The sequence below is a fragment of the Pedobacter terrae genome (assembly GCF_036946585.1).
In the GTDB taxonomy this organism is placed as follows: Bacteria; Bacteroidota; Bacteroidia; order Sphingobacteriales; family Sphingobacteriaceae; genus Pedobacter; species Pedobacter terrae_C.
The window spans coordinates 460873-475672 of record NZ_JAQIIV010000002.1; the positions used below are offsets into that span (position 1 = coordinate 460873).

13 protein-coding genes and 1 tRNA gene are annotated in these 14800 nt (G+C 39.4%); 1 reads left to right on the plus strand and 13 read right to left on the minus strand.

Going from position 1 to position 14800, the window contains the following annotated elements; all coding sequences use genetic code 11:
- Positions 1-87: 87 nt before the first annotated feature.
- The 3 genes from PGN18_RS04545 to PGN18_RS04555 form a co-directional block, all read right to left on the minus strand.
- A tRNA-Lys gene (locus PGN18_RS04545) sits at positions 88-160 on the minus strand.
- Positions 161-367: 207 nt separating this feature from the next.
- Positions 368-1066, minus strand: coding sequence for an NUDIX hydrolase (locus PGN18_RS04550; protein WP_335318169.1), 699 nt, complete (start codon positions 1064-1066; stop codon positions 368-370).
- Positions 1067-1068: 2 nt separating this feature from the next.
- Positions 1069-1740 (minus strand): HAD family hydrolase, encoded by a 672-nt coding sequence (locus tag PGN18_RS04555; protein WP_335318170.1) that lies wholly within the window; start codon positions 1738-1740, stop codon positions 1069-1071.
- A 200-nt stretch (positions 1741-1940) separates the two neighbouring features.
- On the opposite strand from PGN18_RS04555, the gene PGN18_RS04560 reads away from it, so the two are divergent.
- Positions 1941-3092, plus strand: coding sequence for an aldose epimerase family protein (locus PGN18_RS04560; RefSeq protein WP_335318171.1), 1152 nt, complete (start codon positions 1941-1943; stop codon positions 3090-3092).
- A gap of 154 nt (positions 3093-3246) precedes the next feature.
- Here the strand turns inward: PGN18_RS04560 and PGN18_RS04565 are convergent, their stop codons facing one another.
- From PGN18_RS04565 to PGN18_RS04610, 10 genes are all read right to left on the minus strand, one after another.
- Positions 3247-4410: an alpha-hydroxy acid oxidase gene (locus tag PGN18_RS04565; protein ID WP_335318172.1), complete on the minus strand. Its 1164-nt coding sequence runs from the start codon at positions 4408-4410 to the stop codon at positions 3247-3249.
- Positions 4411-4534: 124 nt separating this feature from the next.
- A complete protein-coding gene (locus tag PGN18_RS04570) occupies positions 4535-5356 on the minus strand; it encodes an amidohydrolase family protein (protein ID WP_335318173.1) in 822 nt (273 codons plus the stop codon).
- A gap of 4 nt (positions 5357-5360) precedes the next feature.
- Positions 5361-6218, minus strand: a complete 858-nt coding sequence (locus tag PGN18_RS04575) for a fumarylacetoacetate hydrolase family protein (protein ID WP_335318174.1) — start codon at positions 6216-6218, stop codon at positions 5361-5363.
- A 26-nt stretch (positions 6219-6244) separates the two neighbouring features.
- A complete protein-coding gene (locus tag PGN18_RS04580; RefSeq protein WP_335318175.1) occupies positions 6245-7009 on the minus strand; it encodes an SDR family NAD(P)-dependent oxidoreductase in 765 nt (254 codons plus the stop codon).
- A gap of 503 nt (positions 7010-7512) precedes the next feature.
- Positions 7513-9006, minus strand: a complete 1494-nt coding sequence (gene araA, locus PGN18_RS04585; protein WP_335318176.1) for an L-arabinose isomerase — start codon at positions 9004-9006, stop codon at positions 7513-7515.
- A gap of 152 nt (positions 9007-9158) precedes the next feature.
- Positions 9159-9860: an L-ribulose-5-phosphate 4-epimerase gene (locus tag PGN18_RS04590; RefSeq protein WP_335318177.1), complete on the minus strand. Its 702-nt coding sequence runs from the start codon at positions 9858-9860 to the stop codon at positions 9159-9161.
- Positions 9857-11557 carry a ribulokinase gene (locus tag PGN18_RS04595; protein ID WP_335318178.1) on the minus strand — a complete coding sequence of 567 codons (1701 nt, stop codon included), beginning with the start codon at positions 11555-11557 and terminating at the stop codon, positions 9857-9859. The genes PGN18_RS04590 and PGN18_RS04595 overlap by 4 nt, the downstream gene beginning before the upstream one ends.
- Positions 11558-11927: 370 nt before the next feature.
- On the minus strand, positions 11928-12842 hold the full coding sequence (locus tag PGN18_RS04600; RefSeq protein WP_335318179.1) for a helix-turn-helix domain-containing protein: 915 nt from the start codon (positions 12840-12842) through the stop codon (positions 11928-11930).
- 43 nt (positions 12843-12885) lie between these two features.
- The gene (locus tag PGN18_RS04605; RefSeq protein ID WP_335318180.1) at positions 12886-13788 is read right to left on the minus strand and encodes an SDR family oxidoreductase; all 903 of its coding nucleotides are present in this window, start codon (positions 13786-13788) and stop codon (positions 12886-12888) included.
- A gap of 122 nt (positions 13789-13910) precedes the next feature.
- Positions 13911-14783 (minus strand): alpha/beta hydrolase, encoded by an 873-nt coding sequence (locus PGN18_RS04610; RefSeq protein WP_335318181.1) that lies wholly within the window; start codon positions 14781-14783, stop codon positions 13911-13913.
- Between the last annotated feature and the right edge of the window lie 17 nt (positions 14784-14800).

Genomic DNA, 14800 nt, shown 5'->3' on the forward strand with positions numbered 1-14800 from the left:
TATGGTTAGAAATGACCTATTATTTTTTGCGAATCGTAGTTTAAAAAGTCTTTTAAACAGAAAAGGCGCAATTTCTTGCGCCTTTCGTGATCCCGCTGGGATTCGAACCCAGGACCACTACATTAAAAGTGTAATGCTCTACCAGCTGAGCTACGGAATCATTTCCTTTTGTTTAAGGAGGTGCAAATATAGAGATTAATACTTGCTTTGCAAATATTTTCCTAAAAATGTTTTAGCCCTTAACGGCGAAAATAGGTTATCTATTTATAATCCATTCATTTAAAATCGCTAAGCCTGAAAATATTTTATACTTAATTTTTAAAAAAAATTATCCAATAGAAAAATCACAGTTAATAAACTGAAATTTTTATTTGGCTACTTTAGGTATAAAGTTCAAAAACGACTGAAACTGCGCTTTATGTTTATTTTTATCAAGCTTAAAGTAGAAAGCACCGCGCCTGGAGCTTGATTTATCTTTCTCATTTTGTTTGATGAGCAAACCACTGGCGGTTATCTTACGGATAAAGTTGCGGTTATCAATCGGTGTATCATACACTTGTTCATATAAAGCCTGTAGTTGTGGTATGGTAAAACGTTTTGGTAACAACTCAAATAAAACAGGGTGGAGGGCAGCCTGATAACGGATTTTATCCATTGCCGCTTTAACCATTAGGTTATGGTCGAAAATCAGTTCAGGTACTTCTTTAACCTTAAACCATTCGGCGTGGTACTGATCGTTAATCTGTTTGCTGTATTTATTGATGTCAATTAGCGCAAAATATACTACGGATACCGTACGTTCAATCGGATCACGATCGGGACTACCATAAGCGTGAAATTGCTCTAAATAGACATCATGGAGGCCGGTAAGTTCTAAAAGAATCCGTTTTGCAGCACCATCCAGGTTTTCATTTTCGCCGATAAAGCCTCCCATTAAACTCCATTGATCTTTTATGGGTTCAATAGCCCTTTTAATAACCAAAAGTTTCAGATGTTCGCCATCGTAACCAAAAATAATGCAGTCAACAGCAACCAATACAGGTTTCTGGTTTATGTATTTTCCCATTTTTAAAAAAGCAGATTTAATTTAGCATCGTTGTAATCGGTAATATAACCCAAAATATTTGAATAACCTTTAAATTCTTCAGCAGCGTGCGTAGTCGTTAACACCATACATGGCATACCCGCATTCAAAGCTGATTCTACACCCTTGGGCGCATCCTCAAAAACCAGGCAATCGTCCGGTGCAACACCAAGAGCAGCAGCAGCTTTCAGGAAGGTTTCCGGATCAGGTTTGCTCATTTGCACATCGTCTGCACTTACTATCGCATCCAGGTAATGTCGGATGTTCAAACCATCTATTACAAAATCAATATTAAAAGGAATGGCTGCCGAGCCAATGGCCATTGGAATCTGTGCGGCCTTAGCCCGCGCTAAAAAATCGTCCAAACCGGCAATTAAAGCCAAATGCGGTAAATAACCAGCTTGATAGCGCTTTTCCTTTTCTACCGAAAGCTGTTCTACTTCTTCGGGACTAAATTTATCCTTTCCAAAAACGCGCTCCAGCACTTCGTGGTTTTTGCCGTACATTTCTTTTTTTACGCTTGCATAGTCAAGGTCTGCTCCTAAATCTTCGGTCATGATACTGTACCAGGCCAGGGTGTGGTACTCCATGTCGTTAATCATGGTACCGTTTAAATCAAACAGAAAAGCTTTAGGCCTGAAATTTAAATCGCGCATATTCTTGCTAAATTATATGATTTTTTTGGATGTAGGGAATGATCATCAATATTAACAGAAATAATATGATAATCGTTAAGCTGACGTTAATTATTTTTTACTACTTTAGCCGTGACCAAAAATAAATCTATATGCAAGCATCAGGAGTTTTGCTATGTAAAAATCACGATCGCTTCATCAACTTAAAAAATTATAAACTGATGAAAAAACCATTTCTAAAAGCATTACCATTGGCTACTTTATGTTTAGCCCTTGCTTTCAGCGCCTGTAATCCTAAAGCTGATCAAGGCACAATAAGCAGCACACAGCAAGATTCTTTAAAATACAGCACCACTATTGATGGTAAAGAGGTAAAACTTTATACCCTAAAAAATAAACAAGGCGCTTCGGTATCGATTACAAATTATGGCGGACGTGTAGTTTCGTTGTTGGTACCCGATAAAAACAACAAATTAACCGACGTAGTACTGGGCTATGATAGCATTGGTGCCTACCGTAAAAAAGGTGAGCCGTATTTTGGTGCCCTGATAGGCCGTTACGGAAACCGCATTGGCAAAGGTAAATTTACTTTAGACGGAAAGGCATATCAATTACAGCTTAATGATGGTGTAAATACCTTACACGGTGGAACGGATGGTTTTTTCGGTAAGGTTTGGGATGCCAAACAACTGGATAGCACAAAGCTGGAGTTAAGTTATGTTTCTAAAGACGGTGAAGCCGGCTATCCAGGCAAACTGGATGTTAAGGTAACTTATACTTTAACTGATGACAATTCACTGCAGATTGATTACGAAGCCACTACTGATAAAACCACTATTGTAAACTTAACCAACCACGCCTATTTTAACCTTAATGGCGAAGGCGATAGTACTATTTTGGATCATGAACTGATGATTGATGCAAATACGTACACACCGGTTGATTCGACATTGATCCCGACCGGAAAATTACAGCCAGTTGCAGGTACCGCTTTCGATTTTAATAAAGCAAAATTAATTGGCAGGCAAATTGGCGATAATGATGAGCAGTTAAAATTTGGTAAAGGTTACGACCATAACTTTGCTCTAACCCACCATGATGGTAAAGCGCCTGTGGCTGTGGTAAAAAGCAGTAAAACAGGTATTATTCTGTCAGTGATTACCACTGAACCGGGCTTGCAGTTCTACAGTGGTAACTTCTTAACAGGAGCCGATAAAGATGGTAAAGGCGGCAAATCGTACCCACATCGCTCGGCTTTCTGCCTGGAAACACAACATTTTCCTGATGCGCCAAACCACCCGAACTTTGCATCAACCGTGCTTAAACCAGGTGAAACTTATAAAACAAGCACTACTTATAAGTTCTCGAAATAAGATTATTGTTTAAGGATTTATTCTATAATAGGCCTCTCAGGTTTTAAAAGCCTGTGAGGCCTTTTTTTATCAGTGTCAACACCGACCGAAACAGATTAAGCACCAATAAATAAAATTAAGGTGGTTGATGCGACACCAACCATTAGATAGTTTATTACAACAACCTTTCAGGAAATTGCGAAATCTTTTCTATGGTTAACTGCTGCATAATCTGGTACAAATGGGTTTTAAACATATTGATGGTATGGTCTCCACCTTCATTCCCTAATGCCCCAACGCCGTACATAAACGGACGGCCCATAAAGTTAAATTCAGAACCTACGGCATGTGCTCTTGCCAAATCAACACCTGAACGGATTCCGCCATCCAGCATGATCTTAAGTTTCGATTTATAAGCATCATTTTCTGCAAGTTTAATTAGGGAATTGATGGATGATTCGCCCGCATCGATTTGCCTACCGCCGTGATTAGAAACAATAACGCCATCAACTCCGATCTGTATAGCGGCCTGCATATCTTCATCGGTAGCTATTCCCTTTAACACCAGGGGGCCTTTCCAGATTTCACGGATAGCGGAAACCTTTTCGATATCAACTTTCCCTGTAAAGGTTTTGTTCATAAACTGTCCAAGCTGCGACATGTCCATTCCCTTTTCCATGTAAGGTTTTAAAGTTGCAAAAGAGGGGATACCATGTTGCAAGGTTCTAATGCCCCATAACGGTCTGGCAAATGCCTGTAAAATATTGCTGACCGACATTTTAGGTGGTATGGAAAGGCCGCTTTTAATCTCCTTATACCTCAAACCGAAAGCAGGCACGTCTACCAAAACAACCAACACCGGACACTCAACTGCTTTCAAACGGGATAAGATGTCATCACGTAATTTGTTTTCCGTAGGATGATAGAGTTGAAACCAGGCTTTTCCTTCTGAAACTTCCGCAATGCGTTCGATACTACTGGTTGATACCGTACTTAATGTGTACGGGATATCGTGCCTGGCTGCAGCCCGGGCCAGAATTTCGGGCGCATTAGGCCACATTAAACCTTGCAAACCGATGGGAGATATGCCAAAAGGCGCACTGTACTTACGTCCAAAAAGCTCAACCGACATATCAATGTCTCCACCAACACGCAAATAGTTTGGTTTTAGGAATATATTGTCGAAATCTGCTTCGTTACGGGTCAGATTTAGTCCTTCATTACAGCCACCTTCTAAATAATCGAATGCAAATTTGGGTATTCTTCTTTTTGCTTTACTTCTAAGGTCGGCTACAGAAGGATATTGAGAATGATATGGGAAAGTAATTTTTTTGCTCATTATTAATTTATTGTCGTGGCCGTGGCATTTTAAAACCGAAAACTAACATAATCCATTGAGGTCTCCGTCCTGTACTATCGGTTATACATTTGTTTTTCTGCTCATTGCAAAATCAAAAGCACTTTTAAATACCATAAAATTCTTTTGCATTATCTGTGAAAATCATTCTTCTTTCTTCAACAGTAAACTTTTCCGTGTATTTATTGACCAGATTGAACCACTCCTGATAAGGCCTGCTGATCAACATTACCGGCCAATCGCTACCATACATTACACGTTCAGGGCCAAATGCTTCAAATATGACATCAAAACAATTAAATAATTCTTTTTCCTTCCAGTTTTGCCAATCGGCTTCAGCTAATAGGCCTGATACTTTACATTGTACATTTGGATTTGCCGACAAAGTTTTAATGTTTGCAGTCCACTCTTTCAAATCCTGGCTTTTTACATCGGGTTTACCACAATGGTCCAATACAAATGGCTGATCGGGAATATGATCAACCATTTGTATAATTGCTTCCAATTGATTATGGTAGCACAATAAATCGTACGTATAATTGTATTTTTTTAACTGCCTGACACCTGCAATAAAAGCAGCATTCAGGATAAATTCACGGTTCTCGGCCTGTAACACATGTCGCCAGCCTTTAATGATTTTGTGGTTTTGCCAGTAGCTTAAACGTTCAGCAAGATCTGGATCACGCAAATCAACCCAGCCTACAATACCTTTTATAATCTCGTGCTGAGCAGCCAGTTTCAAAAGAAAATGATTTTCTTCTTCCGATTGACATGCTTGCACGGCAATACATCCTTTAATATTTAAATCACTATAAATATCCAAAAGGTTTTCTGGAGCAAAATCTTTGCGGATGATCTTCATATCGTCGGTAATCCAATTATCCCTAATCGGATCAAAATTCCAAAAATGTACGTGGGTATCAATCATTTCACTAAAAATTTTCGCTATAGGCTTTAACAATTTGTTTACTGGTACCTAAGCCTTCAATACCCAATTCTACCACATCGCCAGGTTTTAAATACCATGGCTCCGGTTTTTGTCCTAAGCCGACACCTGCAGGAGTGCCAGTAGTAATTACATCTCCAGGTAAAAGGGTCATAAACTGGCTGATGTATGAAACCATAAAGGGTACATTAAAAATCAGGTTAGCGGTATTGCCGTCCTGTAAAGTTTTGCCATTAACGGTTAACCAAAGGCGAAGGTTGTGCACATCGGCAATCTCATCCTGGGTAGCTATAAATGGACCGATTGGTGCAAAAGTGTCACAGCTTTTGCCCTTAACCCACTGTCCATTACGCTCCAACTGAAATTCGCGCTCGCTGTAATCATTATGCAATACATAGCCTGCAATATGATCTAATGCGTTTTCTTCCGTTACATAACTGGCTTTTTTACCAATAACAATTGCTAATTCCACTTCCCAATCGGTCTTTTTACTGTTTTTAGGGATAATAAGATCATCATTAGGGCCTACAATAGCCGAGGTCGCTTTAAAGAATAGAATCGGTTCTGCCGGGATAGGGGCATTGGTTTCGGCTGCGTGATCTTTATAATTTAAACCCACACAAATTATTTTTGAAGGGCGGGCCAAAGCAGGGCCAAGACGTACATTTTTATCTACCTGGGGTAATTCAGCAGATTGGATAGCTGTCTTAAGTTTTTCGAGGCCATCCCCACTAAAAAAATCTTCATTAAAATCAGTTACTAAAGCCGAAACATCAAAATAGTTATCGTTAATAATTACACCTGGTTTTTCGGCACCAGCTTCTCCGAATCGTATTAATTTCATATTAAAAAGGTCCTTATTGTATTTTATTAGTTGTTTAGGGTGGTAAATCCGCCGTCGATCGGGTAATCACAACCGGTAATAAATGATGCTTCATCGCTACATAAGTACAAAGCCAGGGCACCAATTTCTTCAGGTTTGGCCATACGGCCAATTGGTTGGGTTTTGGATAACTTATCAAACATTTCAGAAATGTTATCCGGATAATTTTCCTGCAAAAAGCCGTCAACAAATGGCGTATGTACCCTAGCTGGCGAGATAGAATTGCACCTGATGTTTTCTCCAATGTAATCTTTCGCTACGCTCATAGTCATGGCTTTTACTGCACCTTTCGCCGTACTGTAAGCAAAACGATCCGGCAAGCCTACAAGGGCTGCAATTGAGGCCATATTGATGATTACACCTCCGCCAGTCAAGCGGATTTGCGGGATAGCAGCATATAAGCAATTGTAAACCCCTTTAACATTTACACGCATGATGCGGTCGAAATCACTTTCTTCTGTAGTATCGGCTTTACCAATGTGTGCAATACCAGCATTATTGACTAAAATATTGATGCTTCCAATCTGTTCAAAAACAGCTTTAACAGCCTGGTGATCTGAAACGTCGCATGCATAACAAAAAGCCTGTTTGCCAGCTGCCTTAATTTCGTCAAGCGTATCTTGTGCCTGCGCAATACCCAGTTCAATAATGTGCACTTCGGCATCTTGCTTAGCCAGAATAGTGGCTATAGCCCTGCCAATTCCACTTCCACCGCCTGTAACTACTGCTTTTTTATTTTTGAGTGAAAACATGTTTCTGGTTTAAATGATTGATGATTTAATATACTTTTTTGGTTAGGCATCCTGAACAATATAGTCTTACTTAATGCGGTCGATATTAATTTGATTAGCATGCAACTACAAATAAAATAAATATTCTTAATTAAAAATTTTATCTTCTTGCCTAAATATTAACAAATATTGTCATATGTGGAGCTGAATACTCAAATCGGAAGGGCAACTAAAATGAATATTTTGACAATAGCCATAATTTAACCAAAGGATATCATGCTGAATTTATTTAAGCATCTATGAAATCAGCATATTTACTTAAAGACTCTGAAACACCCGTCCGACTGGCCGGGCGTGAGTTCAGGGTGATGATTGCATTAAAACAATAAAATCGGCCGCGTTTGTAACGCGGATGAACGAGAATAGCGATTTCATCGCAGCAGTAAAATTCAAAATATAATCACACAAAAAAGCCGATAATTTAAATCATTATCGGCTTTTGTATATTTAAGGTTTTTTTAAACTTAACCTTTATAAAACACCTCATTCCAATGCAATTCATTTCTGAACTGATTGATTTTCGTATCGGCGCCAATATTAATGTATTCTAAACCGGCAATATTGGCAAAGTCAGATAAGTGCTCGGTAGTTAAATTCTGACTGTAAGCGGTATGGTGCGCTCCACCGGCATAAATCCATGCTGCACAGCCTGTTTTCATATCTGGAAGTGGTTTCCAAAGCACACGTGCAACAGGTAGGTTAGGCAGGTCATTTTCCGCTTCCACAGCTTTAACTTCGTTTACCAGTAAACGGAAACGGTTACCCATATCAATTAAAGACGCATTCAGGGCGTCGCCACCACCCACATTAAACACCAAACGTGCCGGATCGGCCTTACCACCAATCCCAAGCGGGTGTACCTCTAAACTTGCCTTTCCAGATGCTAAACTGGCATCAACCTCCAGCATGTGTGAACCCAATACCATCGCATTTGCCGGATCGAAGTGATACGTATAATCCTCCATAAAAGCATTTCCACCTGGTAAACCAGCACCCATTACTTTACAGGCACGAACCAAAGCTGCTGTTTTCCAATCGCCTTCACCTGCAAATCCATAACCATCGGCCATTAAACGTTGCGCTGCAATACCTGGTAACTGAATCATGCCATGTAAATCTTCAAAAGTATCTGAGAAACCTTTAAAGCCACCATCAACCAAGAATTTACGTAATCCCAACTCAATTTTAGCAGCATCATATACCGATTGATGTCTGGCACCACCAGCTTTTAAATCATCGGCCATTTCATAGGTAGCTTCGTACTCGCTTAATAAGGCCTGGATAGCATCCTTATCAATTCCGTTAATTACAGCTACTAAATCGCCAATACCATAAGTATTTACAGAAAAACCGAATTTCAGTTCCGCTTCAACCTTATCACCATCAGTAACGGCAACAAAGCGCATGTTATCGCCAAAACGGACAAATTTAGCACCTTGCCAATCGTTCCATCCGGCAGCAGCCCTACACCAGGTATCAATTTGTTTTGCTACCTCTTCATCCTGCCAATGTCCAACAACCACTTTACGGTCTTTACGCATACGCGAAATCATAAAACCAAATTCGCGGTCGCCATGTGCACTTTGATTCAGGTTCATAAAATCCATGTCAATGGTATTCCATGGAATATCGCGGTTAAATTGAGTATGCAAGTGTAGCAAAGGTTTTTGTAATACATTTAAGCCTCTGATCCACATTTTAGCAGGAGAGAAGGTATGCATCCAGGTAATCACTCCAATACAGTTTTCATCAATATTGGCTTGCTGTAAAGTTTCAAAAATCTCTTCGGTAGTTTTTACAATCGGCTTGTAAACTATTGAAAACGAGATATTTTGGTTATGGTTTAACGAATCAGCAACCTGCTGTGCATGTTCTGCTACTTGTTTTAAGGTTTCTTCACCGTACAAATGTTGTGTACCGGTAATAAACCAAACTTGTAATTTTTTTAAATCAATCATTATGTTTTATATAGTTTTTAATTTATTTAATCAAACCTCACATGTTTTTAAAATCTGAGGTTTTTTATTTTTCGTTCGGTGAAGCACCAACCGATAGTTAGACTATTCGCTTTTCCTTTACTCCAGACTGAGGACTTCAGACTCCAAACTAACTACTTCTGTCCGTAATAAGCTCCCGCACCGTGCTTACGCTCATAATGTTTCTCAATTAATGACTCTTTTAACCTAGGTGCCTGCGGATTGATCTGCTGCGTTAATAAAGCCATTTGCGCGACTGCTTCCATTACGGCACTATTATAAACCGCTTTCTCTGCTGTTTTACCCCAGGTAAAGGGCGCATGGTTACCAACTAAAATCATTTCTACTTCTTTATGGCTTAAGCCTAAGCTTTCAAAATGGTTCATAATCTGAAAACCCGTTTCATATTCATAATTGCCCTTAATCATGGCGTCGTCCATTGGTGGCGCACAGGGAATATCTACTGTTAAATGATCGGCATGGGTGGTCCCAAAAATTGGAATGGCTTTTTGTGCCTGTGCCCATGCGGTACCGTAAGTAGAGTGGGTATGCACTACACCACCAATATCTTCCCAGTGTTTGTACAAAACTGCATGGGTCTTTGTATCTGAAGAGGGGCGAAGTGTGCCTTCAACCGTGTTCCCATCAAAATCTACAATGACCATTTTTTCAGGTGTTAAATCCTCATAAGGAACACCACTGGGTTTGATGGCAAATACACCTTTTGCACGGTCAGCAGCACTTACATTACCGAAGGTAAACAGTACCAATCCTAATTTTGGGAGCTGCATATTGGCCTCGTAAGCCTGTTGCTTTATATCCTGATAGTTGCTCATGATAAATAAGGTTTAACGTCTTTTTTACTATATTTCTCCAGATAACGGCCCAGACCTAGATATTGCTGGTAATGTGAGCGATAAAGCTTTTGCTTTTTCACGTTAGGTTTGTATTCCTTTTCAAAACCAGTGCCCATGGCTTGCATGGCAGCCTCAATATTTGGATAAATACCCGCTGCCACTGCGGCAAACATGGCTGCACCTAAAGCACAGGTGTGTTCAAAACGGTGAATCCGGATAGGCATTTCGAGTACATCAGCCATCATTTGCATAATATATGCCGATTTTTTAGCCACACCGCCAATACCAATGATTCCTTTTACAGGTACGCCTTGTTCTTTAAAACGATCTACAATGGCTTTGGCACCAAAACAAGTTGCTGCTGCCAATGCGCGGAAAAAACGTGGGGCATCAGTGCCTAAACCTAAACCGGTAACTGCACCTTTAAGTTCTTGGTTGGCATCCGGTGTTCTTCTTCCGTTTAACCAATCTACAGCCAGTTCTGCATAATCTTCATCATCTAAAGCTTCTGCCTGCTTGCTTAAATTGGCAATAATCTTAGCTTCCAGCTCCTCTTTTAACGTAATTGCTGTAGCCTCATCAATTAATGTAGATTCAGTTAACAAATGGTTTAGTGGCCAGCTGATTAAATTCTTGAACCAGGCGTACACATCGCCAAAAGCAGATTGACCTGCCTCTAAACCTGCCATACCCGGAATTACAGAACCGTTTACCTGTCCACAGATCCCGTTAATCAATTTACCGTCTAAATCCTGATTAGGAGCCACTAAGATATCGCAGGTACTGGTACCCATTACCTTACTTAAATAATAAGGCTCAATTTGCCCGCCAACTGCGCCCATGTGTGCATCAAAAGCACCTACACCAACTACCACATCAGTATTTAAGCCTAATTTGTTTGCCCACTCTTCACATAAAGTTCCGGCGGCAACATCAGAAGTATCGGTATCATTAAATAATTTTTCCCTGAAACCAGTCAAAAGCGGATCCAGGCTGCTAAAAAAATCTTCTGGTGGTAGGCCATTAAATTCTTCTGCCCATAATGCTTTGTGTCCGGCAGCGCAACGACTTCTTTTGATCGTTCTCACATCCTTACCACCACAAAGTAAAAACGGCACCCAATCACAATGTTCCACCCACGATTGCGCACTATTCCGAATAGACTGATCGACTCTTAGGGTACGCAATAGCTTTGCCCAAAACCATTCAGATGAATAAATTCCGCCTACATACTTTAAATAATTGGTTTTAAACTTAGTCGCATGCTCATTAATTTCTGCTGCTTCTTTAACGGCTGTATGGTCTTTCCAAAGCACAAACATGGCATTTGGGTTTTCTTCAAAACCAGGTATTAAGGCCAGGGGAGTACCTGTGGCATCAACAGCAACCGGGCTGGAGCCCGTTGTATCAACCGAAATACCTTTTACCGAACGTGCAATTTCTGCACCGCCGGCTTTGGCCAGGCAATCTTTTATGGTGTGGATTAAACCTTCAATATAATCTAAGGGATGCTGGCGGAACTGGTTAACAGCTGGTTTACAGTATAAACCTTTCTGCCATCTTGGATAAAGAAAAACTGATGATGCGATTTCTTTTCCGTTTGCGGTATCGACTAGAACTGATCGGACAGAATCTGACCCGTAATCTACTCCAATTACATAGTTTGCGTTGCTCATAACAATAAATAAATGTCTAATTAACGTTTATTTATTTGAATTAAAAAATTTAATTATTCTTTTAATTAAAAACATCAATTTTGCGTAAACTGACTGCTGTTAATTATAGAATTCCAGCTCTATTCACTTGGACATTGCATAAAATGTTACTTTTTTTTTGAATACGATAGCGGAATTTATAAGCAGTAAAAACTACCTGATAAATAGTCTTTTCATGGTAGCTAGCGATAAGAAACGAGGAATTGCATTTAGCCTTGGTGAGCATTCAAATAGATGGTCGCTTTTGACAAATACATCGTCTCGACACCAACATCTATAAAAATTTTATACCTTTTACTCCTGTGAATAAACCTGATGAATCAGCATGATTTTAATTTAACGACTTTCTGAATTCAAGCGGCGAAATATCTGTTTTAGCTTTAAATAACTTATTAAAAGATTGAGAATGCTCAAATCCTAATTCGTAAGCAATTTCACTCACTGAAAGTTCAGTTGTGGAAAGTCTTTCTTTGGCTTTTTCAATCAACTTTTCGTGGATGTGCTGTTGTGTAGTTTGTCCGGTCAACGTTCTTAGAAGGGTCCGCATGTAGTACTGCGACATATTAAATTTTTCTGATAGAAACCGAACACTGGGTAGACCATTTTCTTTGAGATTATTTCCTTCAAAATAGTCTTTGAGCAGCATTTCCAGACGTTCCAAAAACTGGTGATGGGCTTTATGACGCGTAATAAACTGTCGCTGGTAAAACCGCTCCGAATAGTTCAACAGTGTTTCCAGCTGAGAAATAATAATGTTCTGACTAAATTTATCGATGTTGGTCTGATACTCCTGTTTAATATTCTCCGTAATCTGTTGGATTTTGATTTCTTCATCTTCAGATAAAAATAGGGCTTCGTTTACGGAATAATCAAAGAATTCATATTTTTTGATTGCACCTGCCAAAGCTGTGTTCCAAAGAAAATCCGGATGGATCATCATCATCCATCCAGACGGATTTTTGCCATTTTCTTCCCGCATTACGCTTAGTACCTGATGCGGTGCCATACAGAACATCACGCCTTCATCAAAATCGTAATCCTGTTGTCCGTACTTATATTTATGATCCATCCCTCTTTTGACAGAAATCATATAAAAATCAAATATCAAACGCTGCTTCACACTTTCCAGCGCTGGCGCCATATCTTCAAAATTAATCACACTGATGAGCGGATGTTTTGGCTTTGGCAAGCCACGCAAAGTATGAAATTGAGAGATGGTTTTTATTCTTATCAGCGAATCAGACATCAGTTTAATATTTAATCAAATTTAATGAATTTAGGAGTAAAGACTATTCTACCTCCGGGAAATAAACATCACTTTTCAAATCTTCCATCAACGTAGGGTGCTGAGGATTCCAGCCTAACCTTGTCTGGGTTTCCTCACTAGAACATAAATTATTAAGTTTTGCAAAATGTGCAAACCAGCCAAAATGCACTAACGCTTCATCGTTAGTTAAGGAAACAAGTGGAATCTGCAATTTTTCGGCAATAAAAGCTGAAATTTCTTTGAATTGAACGCCCTGTTCAGCAACTGCGTGATATCTAGTTCCGCTTATAAAAGGTTTTTCCAAAGCTAAACGATATAATTTGGCCGCATCCAGCACGTGTACGGCCGGCCAAAAATTACTGCCTTCATTAATCATCGCAGCCTTTCCTTTATCTTTTGCAATGTTAATGGATGTTGGAACAAAACCAATAACATCTCCTTTGCCGTGAACGGATGGTGAGAGCCTGATCACCGCAACTTTTACCCCTTTTGCCGCTACGGCATCGGCTGCATTTTCTGTTGCGATTCGGGGATAAGGATTATTTACAGTAAGATCTCTTTCTGTTGTGATCCCGTCTTTTGAAAAAAGTGCCGTTCCTGAAGTGATGAGAAAAGGTTTGCCTGTCCCTATTAAAGCTTCACCTATGGCTTCAATTACTTTTCCATCAAGTTTACACATTTCTTCAAATTTTGTAAAATCGTGAACAAACCCAAGATGAATCACCGCATCGGAGTCTATAGCACCTGATTTTAAACTATCAAAGTCGTTTAAATCTCCGCGCAGTGCTGCTGCACCGGTTGCAAGCAATTTTTTTTCTGATTCTTCCGAGCGGGCCAATCCCAAAACCTGGTGCCCATGAGCTAATAATTCCTTCACTACGGCCGTTCCTACGAAACCTGTAGCACCTGTAACAAATACTTTCATTTTGATATCATTTAATGAAGCAAAGTTCAGATTTGGTTTCTCCACCCTTGTAGCCGAAAAGTATTTTCTTGTAGCCGAAAGTCATTTACTTCCTATTTTGATTGGTAGGCATTTAACCAGTCCTAGTCCTTTTTTGCGATAGGATAAAGAAATTTAAAAGCATTGGAAACTGCCTGGTGCATAATGGTTGCATGGTTCTCTTGCGGTAAAAAATCGAAATACACTTTTACATTTTTACTTTTATAGCTTTTGATCTTTTCGGTCAATAAATTTGCATCCACTTCCATTACCCGGGGGATTTCGGTTGGCGTTAAGCCTTCTTTTCCAACTGCAATATAAACCTTTATATGCTGGTTAAAATTGCCGTCACTGATTTTTGATTCCTCTTTTAATAACGAACCATTGTCCCACCATATACTAGGGCTAATAATAATATATCGATTAAATAGTGTAGGTTTTTTAATTAAAATCTCAGCAGCCAGCAAACCTCCTAAAGACTGACCGATAATGGTTTTGTTGTTATTCGTTTTATACTTTGACTGAATGTAAGGCTCAAGCTCTTTTTCAATAAAAGAAATAAAATGATCGGAGTGGCCGGTAGTGGGGTAGCTTTTTTGATCGCGTGCAATCGATGTTGGAAAAGTGAAATCTCTTTTACGGTCAACTGTGGCAATGCCTACTACAATTGATTTAGGAAGCTGATTTACCCATTCAAAACTGTTAAATTGTACAAGCCCTACAATATGAACAAAATCTTCATCAGCGGAGCCATCCAGCAAATAGATTACCGGATAATTTATGGTGTCGCTTTGTTGATAACCTTCCGGAAGATAGATGTTCAGGATTCTTTTCTCCGCCAATACTTTTGATTGGATTTCATCTATTAGACCTAAAACAAAAGGTTTACTTCTGTTAGTTTCTATCGAACTCTTTTTTTGTCCGAAAACTAAGGTCGTAGAAAAAAGTAAAAGGGTAAGTACAAAGATTTTTTTCATTTTATAGCTAAATGGTA

Coding starts and splice junctions, on each gene's coding strand:
- PGN18_RS04550 (WP_335318169.1), bottom strand. CDS start 1,066: ATGGGAAAATACATAAACCAGAAACCTGTATTGGTTGCTGTTGACTGC.
- PGN18_RS04555 (WP_335318170.1), bottom strand. CDS start 1,740: ATGCGCGATTTAAATTTCAGGCCTAAAGCTTTTCTGTTTGATTTAAAC.
- PGN18_RS04560 (WP_335318171.1), top strand. CDS start 1,941: ATGAAAAAACCATTTCTAAAAGCATTACCATTGGCTACTTTATGTTTA.
- PGN18_RS04565 (WP_335318172.1), bottom strand. CDS start 4,410: ATGAGCAAAAAAATTACTTTCCCATATCATTCTCAATATCCTTCTGTA.
- PGN18_RS04570 (WP_335318173.1), bottom strand. CDS start 5,356: ATGATTGATACCCACGTACATTTTTGGAATTTTGATCCGATTAGGGAT.
- PGN18_RS04575 (WP_335318174.1), bottom strand. CDS start 6,218: ATGAAATTAATACGATTCGGAGAAGCTGGTGCCGAAAAACCAGGTGTA.
- PGN18_RS04580 (WP_335318175.1), bottom strand. CDS start 7,009: ATGTTTTCACTCAAAAATAAAAAAGCAGTAGTTACAGGCGGTGGAAGT.
- araA (WP_335318176.1), bottom strand. CDS start 9,006: ATGATTGATTTAAAAAAATTACAAGTTTGGTTTATTACCGGTACACAA.
- PGN18_RS04590 (WP_335318177.1), bottom strand. CDS start 9,860: ATGAGCAACTATCAGGATATAAAGCAACAGGCTTACGAGGCCAATATG.
- PGN18_RS04595 (WP_335318178.1), bottom strand. CDS start 11,557: ATGAGCAACGCAAACTATGTAATTGGAGTAGATTACGGGTCAGATTCT.
- PGN18_RS04600 (WP_335318179.1), bottom strand. CDS start 12,842: ATGTCTGATTCGCTGATAAGAATAAAAACCATCTCTCAATTTCATACT.
- PGN18_RS04605 (WP_335318180.1), bottom strand. CDS start 13,788: ATGAAAGTATTTGTTACAGGTGCTACAGGTTTCGTAGGAACGGCCGTA.
- PGN18_RS04610 (WP_335318181.1), bottom strand. CDS start 14,783: ATGAAAAAAATCTTTGTACTTACCCTTTTACTTTTTTCTACGACCTTA.